The following is a 14,700-nucleotide window of genomic DNA, read 5'->3' as shown; positions in this document are numbered from 1 at the left end:
ACCGGAGAGGAAAAGGCCCTTGTCGGCCAGCGCTTCGACCGAAGACCGAACACCCTTCCCCCGCACCACGGAACCCAGCCCCGACGAGTTCCTCAGAGCGCTCTACCACTTCCACGGCAGCGCCTTGCTGCAGTTCGCCGCACGGCGGCTGGAAGGCGACTGGCACCGCGCCGAGGACGTCCTCCAGGAAGTCGCGATACGCGCCTGGCGGCACGCCGGGGAACTCGACCCGACCGCGGATTCGGTGCGGCCCTGGCTGTTCACCGTGCTGCGCAATCTCGTCATCGACGGCCACCGGGCCCGCCAGGCCAGACCACTGGAGACCGGTGACCCCGAACTGGCCCACCTGCCGATCTCCGACGGCGTGGACCACCTGCTCACCTCCGAGGTACTCATCGACGCGTTGCGGGACCTGCGGCCGGCACAGCGTGAGGTCCTGCTGCACGTGCACTACCTGGGACGCAGCGTCAACCAGACGGCCGAGGTCCTCGGCGTGCCGCCGGGCACCGTCAAGTCCCGGACGTTCTACGCCGCCCGCGCCCTGCGCGAGGCGCTGAACAGCCGCGGGCTGTACGCGGGCGGCCTGGACCGCGAGGCCGGATGACACTTATGCCAGACGTCCCGCGTGCCGGTTGATCTTCAGGCCGAGCGGCCCGGTGTCGAGTGATCCGCCCGCACCGGCACTCCAGCGCCACCCCGTGGGTGCCTCGCCGACCACCAGCAGCGCGTCCCCGCGCCGCAGACCGGCCAGTGCCCCCTCCCGCCGCGGGAGCTGCGAGGCTTCCACGACGAACAGATGCGGCGCCTCGCCCTGGACGGCGATCCGGCTGCTGCCCTCGATCAGCCGGAAGATCTGGGTGACATCGGGCGAGCCGGGCTCCGGCGCTCCCGTACCCGCCGACGCTGCCACCGTGGCGAACGCCTCCTCCAGGCTGGCCGCGCTGTGCAGACGCGAGGTCCGCGGCTCGTCGCCGGAAAGGAGTCGGCCGTCGGCCAGGGATCCCACCAGGGTGACCTCGGCGAGCGCCCCCACAGGGCCGGCGAGCGCCTCGGTGACGACGGCCCGCACCAGGCTGCGCACCTCCTTGTCCGGACCCGTCACCGAGACGGGCCCCGACGCCCGGGAGAGGTCGACCAGCACGCGGTCGGGTCCATCCACGCCCACCGTCACCGTCAGCGCGTACGGCAGCGCCGGTTCGCCCTCCGGGCCGGGGCGGTGCAGATCGTCGGGCGAGATCGTCCAGCGTTCGCCGTCCGCCTCGACGGTCCAGGGCGCAGGGGCCGTCTCCTCGGCCCCGGCCAGCAGCAGTGCGAGCCGCTTCTCGGAGTAGACGACGGCGTACAGGTCGGGCAGCGACCGGCCGGAGCGCAGGCACTCGCCCGTCAGCCGGCGCAAGCCCGCGTTGACCACGTCCAGCGACTCCCGGCCCACGACGGCCGCCGAGGCGGCGACGGGCTTCGGCGGGCGGGGCCGGCGGGGCCGACGTCGCTCGGTGACGATCAGCGCGGCCACCGCCCCGATCAGCGCCAGCCCCAGCACCACGGCCAGGACGTACCAGATCATCTTCTGACTCCTTGTCGGGACGCCCCGGCGGCGGAGCCGGGACGGTCGAGAACGTGGGCGGCACAGTCGCTGCGCCGTGCACCCGATGGCCACTACGGAGCCCGTCGGCGGATGGTTCACCGGTGCGCCGGTTGAACCATCCGCGGACGGGCTCCGTAGGTCACGTCAGTGGCACGGGAGCCGCCGAGTGCGGCTGCCGAGGCCCCCCATTCACGCCGGCTGGAGGACGTTCTCGTGTCGTTGATGTTGACCGTGGTCGAGGAGGGCGGTGACGCGTTCGACGTCCACCTCGACGCCGACCCCGACACGCCCGCGCGCGCTGTCGCGGAGGCGCTGGCCGGGGCGGGAGGCGTCCACTGGCCCCCGGAGGGCCTCGGCCTGTACGCCGGCGACCGGCTGCTGCCCACCGATATGCGGCTGCGGGACGCGCCACTGCACCACGCGGCCATCGTGGGCCTGGGCCGCCCGGCGGGCACCGTGTCGGCCGAACCGGTCGGGCTGGTGGAGGTCCGTGCGGTCGGCGGGACCGGCGCGGGCGCCGTGCACCGGCTCGACATGGGCGAGTACCGGATCGGGCTGGCCCACGACGGGACCGCCCAGGTGCTGCGCGCCGTACCGGACCGTCCGTTCGCCGTCCTGGCGGTGGGCCCCGGAGGACGCTGCCGTATCACGCCCGACGCCTCCGCGAAGGACGGCGGCACCCTGCAACTGGACCGCGAGGATCTCGCCGAGGCAACCGCCTGGCCGGCCGGCGCGCAGCTCCTCGTCGGAGACAGCCTGCTCGAACTCGCCCTCCCGCAGAAGCCGGACGCGGCCGTGCAGCCGTCGGAGGACGGCACCGGCTGGGACTACAACCGGCCGCCGCGGCTGCGGCCGGCCGAGAACGCCACCCGCTTCACCCTGCCCTCCCCGCCCGCCCCGCCCGCCCCCCGGCCGCTCCCGTGGATCACCGCGGCGGCCCCGCTGGTGATGGCGGGGGCCGGGGCGCTGATCTTCGACCGTATGTCGATGCTGCTGTTCGGGCTGCTCTCCCCGGTCGCGATCCTCGGCAACTATCTGATGAGCCGGCGCACCGGGCGCCAGACCCACTCCGGCAGTGTCGCCGCCTACGAGGAGAAGAAGGCACGGATCGAGGGCGACGCGGCGAAGGCCCTGGCGGACGAACGCACCGCCCGGCGCCGCGGTTTCCCGGACCCGGCGGAGGTCGTCCTGACCGCCGTCGGCCCCCGGCGCCGCCTGTGGGAACGCCGTACCTCCGACGCCGACTTCCTCGAACTGCGCATCGGAACCGCCGATCTGGCCTCCGACGTGGTGCTCCAGGACCCGACGAAGGACGAACACCGCCGCGAGGACCCGCGGACCGCGTACGACGTCCCGGTGACCGTTCCGCTGCGGGAGCACGACGTCCTGGGCATCGCCGGCGAAGGCCCGACCGCGCGCGCCGTGGCGCGCTGGGCGGTCGCCCAGGCCGCCGTCCTGCACAGCCCCCGTGACCTCCAGATCCATCTGCTGACGACCGGCGAACGAGGCCGGGACGGCTGGTCCTGGCTGCGCTGGCTGCCGCATGTGCGCAAGAAGTCCGGCGACACCCCGGCCAGCATCGGCTACGGCACGGAGACCTGCGCCCGGCGGGTCGCCGAACTCACCGCGCTGATCGTCGAGCGCGCCGGACGGGCGGACCGGCGGAACCGGCCCGCCGGGCCCGACGTGCTCGTCATCCTCGACGGAGCCCGCAGGCTGCGTTCGCTGCCCGGCGTGGCGCAGATCCTGCGCGACGGACCGGCCGTCGGCGTCCGCGCGGTCTGCCTGGACGCCGAGGAGCGGCTGCTGCCCGAGGAGTGCCACGCCGTCGTCGCCGAGGAGCCCGGCGGAACCGTACGGGTGGGACGCTCCGGGAGGGGCACCGTCGGGGGCATCCGGCCCGACGCGGTGTCCCTGGACTGGTGCCGTTCGCTGGCCCGCGCGATGGGCCCGCTGCGCGACCCGGGCGGGGCCGACGAGGAGGCCGCGGTGCTTCCCGGCTCCGCGCGGCTGCTCGACGTCCTCGCCCTCGACCCGCCACAGGCCGCCGGCATCCGGGCGCGCTGGAAGGCCGGGGGCCGCTCGACCCGGGCGGCCGTCGGCGTCTCCCTGGACGGCCCGTTCTACCTGGACCTGCGGCGCGACGGCCCGCACGGGCTGGTCGCCGGCACCACCGGCTCCGGCAAGTCCGAACTGCTCCAGACGCTGGTCGCCTCGCTCGCGGTGGCGAACCGTCCGGACGCGATGACGTTCGTCCTGGTCGACTACAAGGGCGGCTCCGCGTTCAAGGACTGCGTCGACCTGCCGCACACCGTCGGCATGGTCACCGACCTCGACGCCCACCTCGTCGAGCGGGCCCTGGTGTCGCTGACGGCGGAACTCACCCGGCGTGAGCACATCCTCGCCGCGGCCGGCGCCAAGGACATCGAGGACTACGTCGAGTTGCTGGAGCGCGACCCGGCGGGCCACGAGCCGATGCCCCGGCTGCTCATCGTCATCGACGAGTTCGCCTCGATGGTGCGCGACCTGCCGGACTTCGTGAAGGGTCTGGTCAACATCGCCCAGCGGGGCCGCAGCCTCGGCATCCACCTGATCCTGGCGACGCAGCGCCCCAGCGGCGTCGTCTCCTCGGAGATCCGCGCCAACACCAACCTGCGCATCGCGCTCCGGGTGACGGACGCCGGCGAGAGCCAGGACGTCCTCAACTCCGCCGAGGCCGCCGGGATCTCGCAGGGAACCCCCGGTCGCGCCTATGTGCGCCTGGGCCAGAACTCCCTCGTGCCGTTCCAGTCCGGACGGGTCGGCGGCCGTCGGCCCGGTGCCGCGGCGACCTCGTTGCCGACCCCCTGGGCGGTGACGGTCGGCTGGGAGCGGCTCGGCGAGCCGCTCCCGCCGCGGCCCCGCGGCGCGGCCGTACCCGCCGAGGTGGAGACCGACCTCACCGGGCTCGTCGCGGCGATCCGCGAAGCGGACCGGGAGATGGGCATCCCCGCGCAGCACAGCCCCTGGCTCCCGCCGCTGCCCGAGGTCCTGGTCACCGGCGAACTGCCGGCGCCCCCGCCCTCGGACTACGACCTCGCGCCCGTCGCGTACGGCGTGGTGGACCTGCCCGCACAACAGGCCCGGCTGCCCCTGGTGATCGACCCGGCGACGCTCGGGCACCTGCACATCATCGGCTCGCCCCGGCAGGGCAGGTCGCAGACACTGCGCACCATCGCCGGCACCCTGGCCTCCGCCCATTCCCCGGACCGGCTGCACATGTACGGCATCGACTGCGGCAACGGCGCGCTGCTGCCCATCGAGGGACTGCCGCACTGCGGGGCCATCACCCAGCGCACCCAGCCCGACCGGGTGGCCCGGCTGCTCGCCCGGCTGACCGGGGAGCTGACCAGGCGCCAGGAGATGCTCGCCGCCCGCGGCAGCGCCGACCTGCCGGAGCTCCGCCGCGCCCTGCCGGAGACCGAACGGCCGCCGCACATCATGCTGTTCATCGACCGGTGGGAGGTCTTCGACAAGCAGCTCGGCGAGTACGACTCCGGGAACCTGCTGAACTCCGTGCTGAACCTGCTCCGGGACGGCGCGAGCGTCGGCATCCATCTGGTGATGACCGGTGACCGGGCGCTGTTCTCCAGCCGGGTCAACGGCTCCACCGAGGACAAGCTCGTGCTGAAGCTGAACGAGAAGTCCGAGTACGGGATGATCGGCATCACCCAGCGCAACGTGCCCGACGAGATCCCGCCGGGCCGCGCGTTCCGCGCCGCCGACAAGGCGGAGGTGCAGATCGCGCTCCTCACGGACAACCCGGAAGGCCAGGCGCAGGCCGTGGCGCTCCAGCGGATCGCCGAGTCCTGCCGCGAGCAGGCGGCCCAGCTGCCGGACTCCACCCGGCCGTTCCGCGTCGACACCCTGCCGGACCGGCTCACCTGGGAGGAGGCGGCCCGGTACGTGCCGCAGCCGCTGCCGTCCGCACGGTGGGCCCTGTCCGGTGTCGGCGGCGACGAACTCACCGCGTTCGGGCCGGACTTCGCCATCACGCCGACCTTCCTCGTCGCCGGACCCGCCCGCTCCGGCCGCAGCACCGTCCTGGCGACGCTGGCACTGTCGCTGCTGTCGGCCGGGACGCCCGTCGTCGTCGGCGCGCCCGCCAGGTCGCCGTTGCGCCAACTCGCCGGACGGCCCGGGGTCCTCGCGGTCTTCGACGAGGCCGACATCGACCCCAGCGCGCTGGAGGAGGCGCTGGCGTCCTCGCCGCAGGGGGCCGTGGTGATCCTGGACGACGCCGACCTGCTGCTGAAGACGAAGGCCGAGCCCGTCCTCACCCAGATCGCCAAGTCCGGTGCCGAGAACGGCCGGGGCCTGGTGATCTCCGGGCAGACCGACCGGCTCTCCTCCGGCTTCTCCGGCTGGCACACCGAGGCCCGCCGCAACCGGTGCGGTCTGCTGCTGAAGCCGCAGAACATGAGCGACGGCGAACTGATCGGCGTCAAGGTGCCCCGCAGCCGCCTGGGCGCGACCCGCCCGGGGCGGGCGATCCTGCACCTGGGCGACGGCGTGCTGCGCACCGTCCAGGTGCCGGAGACGGTGCTTCCGCCGGCCGGGAGCTGAGCGCCTGTGCGGGGGTTCCCACACCGGCTCTGAGGTCCCACGGCAGAGGGCTCCCGCCCCGGCGAAACGCCGGGGCGGGAGCCCTCACGCATGACGGGACGCGGCCCGGATCAGGTCGATCCCTCCACGTAGCTGGAGTCGTGCTTGATCGTGCCCGTCGTCCCGTTGGGGACGGCGCCGTTGATCGCCCAGCCGAGGCCGGCCACTCCGATGAGGTTCGAGCTCTGGTCGATCCACCCCGCCGTCTTCGTCCAGATGTTGGTGATGTCCGGCAGCTGCTTCAGGATGTCCGGTGTCTTCAACACGCCACCGGGCATGTTCTTCAGCAGGTTCGCGACCAGGTCGCCCGGGTTCTTGAACCCGGTGAACGCCTTGATGGTGGGGATCACGCTCTTGATGTTGATCTGGATCGCCTTGAGGTCGCTCGTGACGGTCTTGAGGGTGTTCGCGATCCCCCCCAGATTGGCGATCTTGATCAGGCCGACGCCGCCGAGCACCAGCCCCAGGCCGCTGAGGACCATGTCGAGCACATCCCACTCGCCCGACTGAATACTGTCGACGATATTCATGATGAAGGGGATGGCGGCGGTGACCAGACTGGCGATCGTCAGGATGAGCCCCAGGCCCTGCAATCCGGGGATGAGCATGGCGATGATGCCCAGGGCGGCGCTGATGAAGCCGAGCACCTTCTTGAAGATGTCCTTGATCTTCTCCCACAGGCTCTTGCCCGGGACCGCCTCGCTCGTCGCGTCGTCCAGGGCGCGGGCCGCCGTCGAGGCGTCCGTCTCGCGCAACTCCCGCGCGTCCTCGGCGAGCATGCGGGCGGCGTCGAGATCCCGCTGGGCGCTGTCGACGTCCCCCTGTGCCGCAGACTGGTCATGCCGGGCATTCTCCATGGCCTGCCGCGCACTGCGCCGGGCCGCCTCGTCGTCCGGCGGGGGCGGGTCCGCCGCGTCCAGGCCGCTGATCACGGACCCCGCCGCGGCGGCGGCATCGGTGGCCCGCTGCAGCCGCTCCTTGGCGTCCCGCCCGTCGACCAGGGCGTTGTCGGCCTTGCGCTGATGGTCCCCCAGCTGGTCGGAGTAGGTGTCCAGCGCGCGGGCCGCCTTGTCGTACGAACTGTGCAGCTTCTCCACCTGACTGGCCAGGTCCCCGAGCTTGTGCCGGAGTTTCTCCATGGCCTTGCCCTCGCCGAGCTGGCTGTTCTTCAGGCCGCTGACGATGGGGAGCGCCTGGTCCGCGTCGTCGGCGACGGACCGGTACTGGCCCGCGAGCTTCGCGAGCATCTCCGCATCTCCCGGCGTCGGGTCGTCCGAGAACCCGAAGACCGTCTCCCAGTCGGACACCGCTGGCCGCGCCATTGCCGCGCCCTCACTTTCCGTTCTCGTCCGTGCCCTGCGGGCTCTGTGCGGCCGGCACAGCCGGGCCCTTGCTCTCGACTTCCACGAAGCGCAGCGTCCCCGCGATGGCGTCGAACACCTCGAAGAACTGGTCCCTGAGCTCCACATTGGGCGTGGAGCTGGAGACCAGCAGGTATTCCCGGCGGTTCGGGATCGGGAACAGCGTGTGCAGCAGCGCCGTACGCACCGGCGTGCCCTTGTAGTCGATGTCCTCGATCGAGGCGATCCGCCCGACCGGTCCGACGCCCGGAAGCTCCAGCAGATCCACCTCTCGCGGCGGGTACCCGCTGCTCTGCGGGTCCCCGGCCTGCATGCTCGCCCCGAACAGCACCTCGGCCAGATCCGCCGACTGGTCCTCCGGCACGGGCATCCGCAGCACGACGGACGTGGCGCTGAGCATCGCGTTCCCGCCGGGGAACCTGACCATCCCCGCCGCCTGGAGCGCCCCCCGGGCGTAGGCCTCGCGGGCGGTCCGGCGGGTGTCGCGGATCAGGCCGTCGAGCCGCTCGCGGGAGAGCTGCGGAACCCCCTTCGCCTGGTGCTCGATACGGCGGCGGATGGACGCGTCCCGGGTGCTCGGGTCGAGGTCCAGATGCCACCAGGAGCCGGGGTAGCGCAGCTTGTAGTGCGCGGGCGCCCCCGTAGCCCGGTCCGTGACCGGATGCGTCATGACGCATGTCCCTTCTGCCAGCAGGCTTTCGTCAGGTCTTCTTGGAGTCGTCCAGCGTCTTGACGGTCTCGTCGTCCGTCTGCGTGAAGGCGTCGGAGATCTTCTTCGTGTTCTCGGAGAAGACCTTCACGTTGTCCTGCACCTTCTCGTGGCCCCTGCCCCATGCGCCGTCGAAGTCGGCGAGGGAGTCGGCGAGCGTCGAATCGCCCACATCGCCCTTCGATCCGACGTCGCTGAGCCGCGCGGTGTTGTTGATCCGCTGCCCGATGTCCTCAAGTGACTTGACCGTCTCGTTCAGGTCCTCAAGGGGGACGCTGATGCGGGTCATCGGTTCCTCCTCTCCGGCCGCCGCCGCCCGGTCCCGCCGCGGAAGGGCGGGACCGGGCACGAGGGCACGTCAGCCGATGGAGCCGGACGTCTGGTCGTCGGTGTCGACGAACGCGTCGGCGACCTGCTTGATGAACTCGCTGACGCCCTGCAGGCCCTCGATCGCCTTCTCGGTGCCGTTCTTGTACTCCTCCCAGAACGGACGGAACTTGGTCTCGGAGCCCGGCGTCGAGTAGGCCGCCTCGACCATCTCGTCCATCTTGGTGTTGGCCTCGTGGAGGCTCTGCTGCATCAGTTCCTTCTGGTGCTGCAGCCAGGTCGACGCCTCCCGCATCTCTTCCGGGCTGATCTTGATGTTGCCGCCGGCCATGTCGGTTCCTTCTCTCGTTTCGGGTCGCCGCGGTCGCTGAGCCGCGCACACCGGGCTGTACGGGGCACCCGGCGGGGCGGTTCATGCCTGTTGCGGAACAGTGACGAAAGTGGCGGGCCGACGCCCTGATCAGGCCCGCGACCAGGCCCCCATGGCCCGCACCCGCCCGTCACCGGCTCCGGAGTGACGTTCCCTCACCGAACCGGAGCAGCGCGACACGGGGAGGTGCGGTCCTGGAGAAGGAAGCGCCGGGCACAGGTACGGCGCCGCGCACCGGGCCGACGCCGCACACCGGGCCGACGCCACAGGGCCGGTCGTTGCATTCCGCGTTGCCTGCCGCTCCCCACCCGCCCGGAACTTCCGCGCCGGAGGCCGCACAGGAAGATCATGGTGGCCGCCGTCCGCTCGGCGAAGCAGTTCCTGACATATGTGTCCGCAGGCCCGTTCCAGTACACCGTCGCCGAGGCCCTGCGCCTGCCCGACAGCTACTTCGACGGGCCGCGCGCCGATCTGCGGGCCAAGCGGGACCTGTTGAGCGGCGGGCTCGCCGAGGCCGGTTTCGAGGTCTACCGGCCGGCCGGAACGTAGTTCGTCACCACCGACATCCGCCCGCTCGGCGAGAGCGACGGCTTCGCCTCCTGCCGGACGCTGCCCGAACGGTGCCGGGTCGTCGCCATCCCGAACGCGGTCTTCCACGACCACCGGGAGCAGGGCGCACCGTTCGTGCGGTTCGCCTTCCGCAAGCGTGAGGACGTGCCGGCCGAGGCCGTGTCCCGGCTGAAGCGGCTGTGACAGCTGTCACGGGGACGTGCCCCCCGACGCGAAAAACCCGGCCCGGGGCGGCGGTCGTCATGACATGAAGACCGCCGCCCCGGGCCGGGCCGTCGCGCTCGGGTGTGACTCAGGCGTCCGGAGCGGCCGGCTCGTCGCCGTCCGTCTTCTCCTCGGCGGGTGCCAGGCCCAGACGCTCCTGCAGCCACTTGTCGAACTCGATCGAGGCGCGCACCCAGCTGACCGTCGACGAGACGAAGTGCTCCAGGCTGACGCCCGTACCGATGAGCATCTGCGCCTCACCGATCAGACGGACCGAGACCTCGGTCTCCTCGGAGCCCTCCTCGGGCTCGTGGGTGTGCGTGTAGACCTTGGGCCACAGGGTGCGGCGGTTCCAGTCGTCGATCGCGTCGAGGAGGACCGGACGCTGGTCCGCGGCGTGCGGGCGGTCGTAGAACGTACGGACCGAGAAGACCTGCTGCTCGTCCTCGCCGCGGAACATGAAGTACGTGCGGAAGTCCTCCCACGGCGCCGCGAGGTCGCCCTCGTCGTCGACGACGTACTTCAGCTCCATCTGTTCCAGGAGCTGCTTGACGAGGTCCTGGTCAGGGACGACGGGGCCCTCCGGTCCTGCGGCCTGCGGTTCGGGCTGGCCCCCGAAATTAGGAATCGAGGACGGATCGATGCTCACCGTGTTTTTCCCTTCGTGCGGTTGTCCGCCATCCTCCCCCATGGCGGGCGGGGGATGGCAAGCCCGGCGGGCCCGATCCGCCACAAGCTGACAAGCAGCCGCTGCGGGCCGGGCCCGCCGGGGGCCCGTACAGGGGAGGTGATTACGATGCGGGGCCGACGCGCAGGCCGTCCCCGACCCGGTCCACCCGGACGGTGTCGCCGTCCTTGACCTCGCCCGCGAGGATCTCCTTCGCGAGCCGGTCGCCGATCGACGTCTGGATGAGCCGGCGCAGCGGCCGGGCTCCGTACGCCGGGTCGTTGCCCTCCTCGGCCAGCCAGGCCAGGGCGGCCGGGGTGACGTCGAGGGTGAGCCGGCGCTCGGCCAGGCGCCCGGCGAGCCGGTCGATCTGGAGCTTCGCGATGTGCGAGAGCTCGTCGCCGGACAGCGCGGAGAAGACCACCAGGTCGTCGAGCCGGTTGAGGAACTCCGGCTTGAACGAGGCCCGTACGACCTCCAGGACCTGCTCCTTCTTCACCTCGGGCTCGACCAGGGGATCCATCAGGAACTGGCTGCCGAGGTTGGAGGTCAGGATCAGGATGGCGTTGCGGAAGTCCACCGTCCGGCCCTGTCCGTCGGTGAGCCGGCCGTCGTCCAGGACCTGGAGCAGGATGTCGAAGACCTCGGGGTGGGCCTTCTCGACCTCGTCCAGCAGGACCACGCTGTACGGGCGGCGGCGGACCGCCTCCGTGAGCTGGCCGCCCTCCTCGTAGCCGATATATCCGGGCGGAGCGCCGACGAGCCGCGCCACGCTGTGCTTCTCGCCGTACTCGCTCATGTCGATGCGGACCATGGCCCGCTCGTCGTCGAACAGGAAGTCGGCGAGCGCCTTCGCCAGCTCCGTCTTGCCGACACCGGTCGGACCGAGGAACAGGAACGATCCGGTGGGCCGGTCGGGATCGGCGATACCGGCGCGGGTACGGCGTACCGCGTCCGACACCGCCCGCACGGCCTCGGTCTGCCCGATGAGGCGCTTGCCCAGCTCGTCCTCCATGCGGAGCAGCTTCTGGGTCTCGCCCTCCAGCAGACGTCCGGCCGGGATGCCGGTCCAGGAGCCGACGACATCGGCGATGTCGTCCGGGCCGACCTCCTCCTTCACCAGCTTTTCCTTGGGTTCCTTGGCTGCGACCTGCTCGGCCTCGCTCGCCTCCGCCAGCTCCCGCTCCAGACCGGGGATCTCCCCGTACAGCAGCTTGGAGGCGGTGTCGAAGTCGCCGTCGCGCTGGGCGCGTTCGGCCTGGCCGTGCAGTTCGTCGAGGCGTTCCTTCAGCTCACCGACGCGGTTGAGGCCCTGCTTCTCCTTCTCCCAGCGGGCGGTGAGGCCGCGCAGCTCCTCCTCCTTGTCGGCGAGGTCGCGGCGGAGCTTCTCCAGGCGCTGCCTGGAGCCGGGGTCGGTCTCGTTCTTGAGGGCCAGCTCCTCCATGTGGAGACGGTCGACGCCTCGCTGGAGCTCGTCGATCTCGACGGGCGAGGAGTCGATCTCCATGCGCAGCCGGGACGCCGCCTCGTCGACCAGGTCGATGGCCTTGTCGGGGAGGAAGCGGGAGGTGATGTAGCGGTCGGACAGGGTCGCGGCGGCCACCAGGGCGGAGTCCGCGATGGAGACCTTGTGGTGGGCCTCGTAACGGCCCTTGAGGCCACGCAGGATAGCGATGGTGTCCTCGACGCTCGGCTCCGCCACCAGCACCTGCTGGAAGCGGCGTTCCAGGGCGGGGTCCTTCTCGATCCGCTCGCGGTACTCGTCGAGCGTCGTCGCACCGACCATGCGGAGCTCGCCGCGGGCCAGCATCGGCTTGAGCATGTTGCCGGCGTCCATGGCGGAGTCGCCGCCGGCGCCCGCGCCGACGACGGTGTGCAGCTCGTCGATGAAGGTGATGATCTGCCCGTCGCTCTCCTTGATCTCGGAGAGGACCGTCTTCAGCCGTTCCTCGAACTCGCCGCGGTACTTCGCGCCCGCGACCATCGCGCCGAGGTCGAGCGAGACCAGGCGCTTGTTCCGCAGGGACTCGGGGACGTCGCCCTTGACGATGCGCTGGGCGAGCCCCTCGACGACGGCCGTCTTGCCGACGCCGGGCTCACCGATGAGCACGGGGTTGTTCTTGGTGCGGCGGGACAGGACCTGGACGACGCGGCGGATCTCCTGGTCGCGTCCGATGACCGGGTCGAGCTTGCCCTCGCGCGCGGCCGCCGTGAAGTCCGTACCGAATTTCTCCAGGGCCTTGTACTGCCCCTCCGGGTCGGGTGTGGTCACCCGGCGCCCTCCCCTGTTCTTCTCGAACGCGTCCAGCAGCCTCTTCGCACTGGCTCCCTGCCCGGAGAGGATCTCACCGGCCCGGCCGCCCGCGGCGGCGATACCGATCAGCAGGTGCTCGGTGGAGATGTAGTCGTCGCCGAGCTCCTTCGCGCGCTGCGCGGCGTCCGCGATGACGGCGAGCAGCTCGCGGTTGGGCTGGGGCGGGGCGACGGTCGACCCGGTGACGCTGGGCTGCGCGCCCAGCAGTCGCTCGGTCTCGGTGCGTACGACGAGCTGGTCGGCCTCGACGGAGGCGAGCAGATCGATGATGTTCTCGTTGTCCTCGCCCGCGAGCAGCGCGAGCAGCAGGTGCCCGGGGGTCAGATCGGGGTGCCCGTCCTTCACGGCCCTGCTGGTGGCCGCGTTGATGGCGTCACGGCTCTTGTTGGTCAGCTCGGCGTCCACGTGCGCTTTCTCCTCCTTGCGGTGACTGGCCTCTCCACAACACTGACCAGATCAACGTACACAAAGTTGAGTCTATTCCACTCAACCCCGTGCCACACCTGTCCGTCGCCCCTTGTTCCCTCCGTCCTGCCCTCGGCCCTCGCCCCTGACCCTCAGCCCTCAGCCCTCAGCAGCCCGCTTCCGCCCCGCCCCGCCGCTGCCCCTGCCCCTGCCCCTGCCCCTGCCCCGAGTCAACCGGCCGGATCGGGCCCGCGCCACCGCAGGGGCCGGCCCGCGCTGCCTACGCTGTCCCCATGGCAGTCGACGTGACGAACCCCGGTCCCGAGTACCTCGCGTTCTGGCGCGAGCACCACCTGTGCACCCTGACCACGCCCCGCCCCGACGGCACGCCGCACGTGGCGCCGGTGGGCGTGACGTACGACCCCGAGGCCGGGCTGGCCCGGATCATCACCAGCAAGGGCAGGCGGAAGGTGGCCAATGTCCTGGCCGCGGGTCCGGACGGCGCCAGGGTCGCGGTCTGCCAGGTCGACCGGCGCCGCTGGGCGACACTGGAAGGCCGTGCGACGGTCCGCACGGAACCGGAGGTGGTCGCCGACGCGGTACGCCGCTACGCGGAGCGCTACGGGCGCACACCGTCACCCAACCCGGACCGCGTCGTCATCGAGATCGCCCTGGACCGGGCGCTCGGCAGGGCGTGAGAGGAACCGCGAAAGACCCCGGGCAGCACAACGGCGCCACCGTGTTCAGGTCACGATGGCGCCGTTGTGTGGGGGAGTGACTGAGCGACATGTAACGACGGGGGATCGCTCAGGCACTGCGGGGGGTGGCGGAGATAGTCTCTGGCTCGAACAGCTGATGGTCCCGCCGGTCGAGGTTGACGAAGATCATGTCGTACCGGATCGCGCAGCGGACGGGCTGCGGGGCTCCCCGCGGCTTGCGGAGGCACCGGTAGGCACGCACTTCGTCGTCTTCTTCACGTGCGACAACGACGGGGTCACCGAACAGAGTGACCATCAGCGAGTCGCCACAGCGGGGGATGGCCGTGACGAGATCGATGAAATGCCAGCCTGATCGGTAGGCCGTGGCCATCTCACGCCGGAAGGTTCGGTCGTCCGGCGGGATGGTCATGCGCCGGCAGACTTCGCCGGCGCGATGTCCCAGGCCAGGTCCGTTGCTGCCACGCCCTCGTTCTGCGCGCCCGTCGGCTTCACCGGTGCGATGTCCCAGGCGAGGTCGGGGGGCGCCACGGCCTCGTTCTGCGCGCCCGTCGGCTTCACCGGTGCGATGTCCCAGGCGAGGTCGGGGGGCGCCACGGCCTGAAACTGCGCCCCCGCCGCCCCCGTGGGAGCACTGTCCCAAGCAAGGTCCAGGACGCCTATCGCCCCGAATGTCAGCCCGGCGGAGAAGGTCGCAGCAAGCACCGAGCGAAGCATCTTGTTACTCATAGTGGGCTTCGTCCTCACTTCCAAGGTTTCCTCTCCCCCGCATGACAAGACGATTGCTCATTGGGGCACGTCAATGCCACAGAAGCGATGCATCATGTT

Annotated in this window: 12 protein-coding genes and 2 pseudogenes; 5 read left to right on the top strand and 9 right to left on the bottom strand. The window is 71.3% G+C overall.

All coding sequences use genetic code 11. The features are described 5' to 3' along the window. Positions 1–19 precede the first annotated feature (19 nt). Positions 20–604 (top strand): sigma-70 family RNA polymerase sigma factor, encoded by a 585-nt coding sequence (locus ACZ68L_RS36425; protein WP_469586148.1) that lies wholly within the window; start codon positions 20–22, stop codon positions 602–604. 3 nt (positions 605–607) lie between these two features. Here ACZ68L_RS36425 and ACZ68L_RS36420 read toward each other — a convergent pair whose 3' ends face one another. Further along, a complete protein-coding gene (locus tag ACZ68L_RS36420) occupies positions 608–1,564 on the bottom strand; it encodes a hypothetical protein (protein ID WP_469586145.1) in 957 nt (318 codons plus the stop codon). A gap of 243 nt (positions 1,565–1,807) precedes the next feature. On the opposite strand from ACZ68L_RS36420, the pseudogene ACZ68L_RS36415 reads away from it, so the two are divergent. Together ACZ68L_RS36415 and ACZ68L_RS36410 are read left to right on the top strand one after the other, a co-directional pair. Further along, positions 1,808–4,189, top strand: a pseudogene (locus tag ACZ68L_RS36415) (FtsK/SpoIIIE domain-containing protein); the annotation flags it as partial. Between the two features lie 375 nt (positions 4,190–4,564). Continuing rightward, the gene (locus ACZ68L_RS36410; RefSeq protein WP_469586255.1) at positions 4,565–6,190 is read left to right on the top strand and encodes an FtsK/SpoIIIE domain-containing protein; all 1,626 of its coding nucleotides are present in this window, start codon (positions 4,565–4,567) and stop codon (positions 6,188–6,190) included. A gap of 110 nt (positions 6,191–6,300) precedes the next feature. On the opposite strand, the gene ACZ68L_RS36405 is transcribed toward ACZ68L_RS36410, so the two are convergent. From ACZ68L_RS36405 to ACZ68L_RS36390, 4 genes are all read right to left on the bottom strand, one after another. Further along, entirely contained in the window at positions 6,301–7,551 is a 1,251-nt protein-coding gene (locus ACZ68L_RS36405; protein ID WP_469586142.1) for a hypothetical protein, read from the bottom strand. Between the two features lie 10 nt (positions 7,552–7,561). Continuing rightward, positions 7,562–8,260, bottom strand: a complete 699-nt coding sequence (locus tag ACZ68L_RS36400; RefSeq protein WP_469586140.1) for a hypothetical protein — start codon at positions 8,258–8,260, stop codon at positions 7,562–7,564. A gap of 31 nt (positions 8,261–8,291) precedes the next feature. Further along, positions 8,292–8,588, bottom strand: a complete 297-nt coding sequence (locus ACZ68L_RS36395) for a hypothetical protein (protein WP_469586137.1) — start codon at positions 8,586–8,588, stop codon at positions 8,292–8,294. Between the two features lie 69 nt (positions 8,589–8,657). Then, positions 8,658–8,957 (bottom strand): WXG100 family type VII secretion target, encoded by a 300-nt coding sequence (locus ACZ68L_RS36390; protein ID WP_093899385.1) that lies wholly within the window; start codon positions 8,955–8,957, stop codon positions 8,658–8,660. 387 nt (positions 8,958–9,344) lie between these two features. Between ACZ68L_RS36390 and ACZ68L_RS36385 the strand changes: the two are divergent. Next, positions 9,345–9,749 (top strand): annotated as a pseudogene (locus ACZ68L_RS36385) (aminotransferase class I/II-fold pyridoxal phosphate-dependent enzyme); the annotation flags it as partial. A 109-nt stretch (positions 9,750–9,858) separates the two neighbouring features. Here the strand turns inward: ACZ68L_RS36385 and ACZ68L_RS36380 are convergent. Together ACZ68L_RS36380 and clpB are read right to left on the bottom strand one after the other, a co-directional pair. Then, complete coding sequence (locus ACZ68L_RS36380; protein ID WP_351071581.1) at positions 9,859–10,419, bottom strand: type III secretion system chaperone family protein; 561 nt, start codon at positions 10,417–10,419, stop codon at positions 9,859–9,861. 142 nt (positions 10,420–10,561) lie between these two features. Further along, positions 10,562–13,156 carry an ATP-dependent chaperone ClpB gene (clpB, locus tag ACZ68L_RS36375; protein WP_469586132.1) on the bottom strand — a complete coding sequence of 865 codons (2,595 nt, stop codon included), beginning with the start codon at positions 13,154–13,156 and terminating at the stop codon, positions 10,562–10,564. Between the two features lie 293 nt (positions 13,157–13,449). Here clpB and ACZ68L_RS36370 point away from each other — a divergent pair, with 293 nt between their 5' ends. Then, positions 13,450–13,854 (top strand): pyridoxamine 5'-phosphate oxidase family protein, encoded by a 405-nt coding sequence (locus tag ACZ68L_RS36370; protein ID WP_469586130.1) that lies wholly within the window; start codon positions 13,450–13,452, stop codon positions 13,852–13,854. Positions 13,855–13,963: 109 nt separating this feature from the next. Here ACZ68L_RS36370 and ACZ68L_RS36365 read toward each other — a convergent pair whose 3' ends face one another. Continuing rightward, positions 13,964–14,284, bottom strand: a complete 321-nt coding sequence (locus tag ACZ68L_RS36365) for a (2Fe-2S)-binding protein (protein WP_469586127.1) — start codon at positions 14,282–14,284, stop codon at positions 13,964–13,966. After that, positions 14,281–14,601, bottom strand: coding sequence for a hypothetical protein (locus ACZ68L_RS36360; RefSeq protein ID WP_469586124.1), 321 nt, complete (start codon positions 14,599–14,601; stop codon positions 14,281–14,283). The genes ACZ68L_RS36365 and ACZ68L_RS36360 overlap by 4 nt, the downstream gene beginning before the upstream one ends. Positions 14,602–14,700: the final 99 nt, after the last annotated feature.

This window comes from Streptomyces sp. NPDC104309 (genome assembly GCF_055584025.1).
This window is presented reverse-complemented; position numbering and strand designations above follow the sequence as displayed.

Coding starts and splice junctions, on each gene's coding strand:
- ACZ68L_RS36360 (WP_469586124.1), bottom strand. CDS start 14,601: ATGAGTAACAAGATGCTTCGCTCGGTGCTTGCTGCGACCTTCTCCGCC.
- ACZ68L_RS36420 (WP_469586145.1), bottom strand. CDS start 1,564: ATGATCTGGTACGTCCTGGCCGTGGTGCTGGGGCTGGCGCTGATCGGG.
- ACZ68L_RS36370 (WP_469586130.1), top strand. CDS start 13,450: ATGGCAGTCGACGTGACGAACCCCGGTCCCGAGTACCTCGCGTTCTGG.
- ACZ68L_RS36390 (WP_093899385.1), bottom strand. CDS start 8,957: ATGGCCGGCGGCAACATCAAGATCAGCCCGGAAGAGATGCGGGAGGCG.
- ACZ68L_RS36400 (WP_469586140.1), bottom strand. CDS start 8,260: ATGACGCATCCGGTCACGGACCGGGCTACGGGGGCGCCCGCGCACTAC.
- ACZ68L_RS36405 (WP_469586142.1), bottom strand. CDS start 7,551: ATGGCGCGGCCAGCGGTGTCCGACTGGGAGACGGTCTTCGGGTTCTCG.
- ACZ68L_RS36365 (WP_469586127.1), bottom strand. CDS start 14,284: ATGACCATCCCGCCGGACGACCGAACCTTCCGGCGTGAGATGGCCACG.
- ACZ68L_RS36395 (WP_469586137.1), bottom strand. CDS start 8,588: ATGACCCGCATCAGCGTCCCCCTTGAGGACCTGAACGAGACGGTCAAG.
- ACZ68L_RS36410 (WP_469586255.1), top strand. CDS start 4,565: ATGGGCATCCCCGCGCAGCACAGCCCCTGGCTCCCGCCGCTGCCCGAG.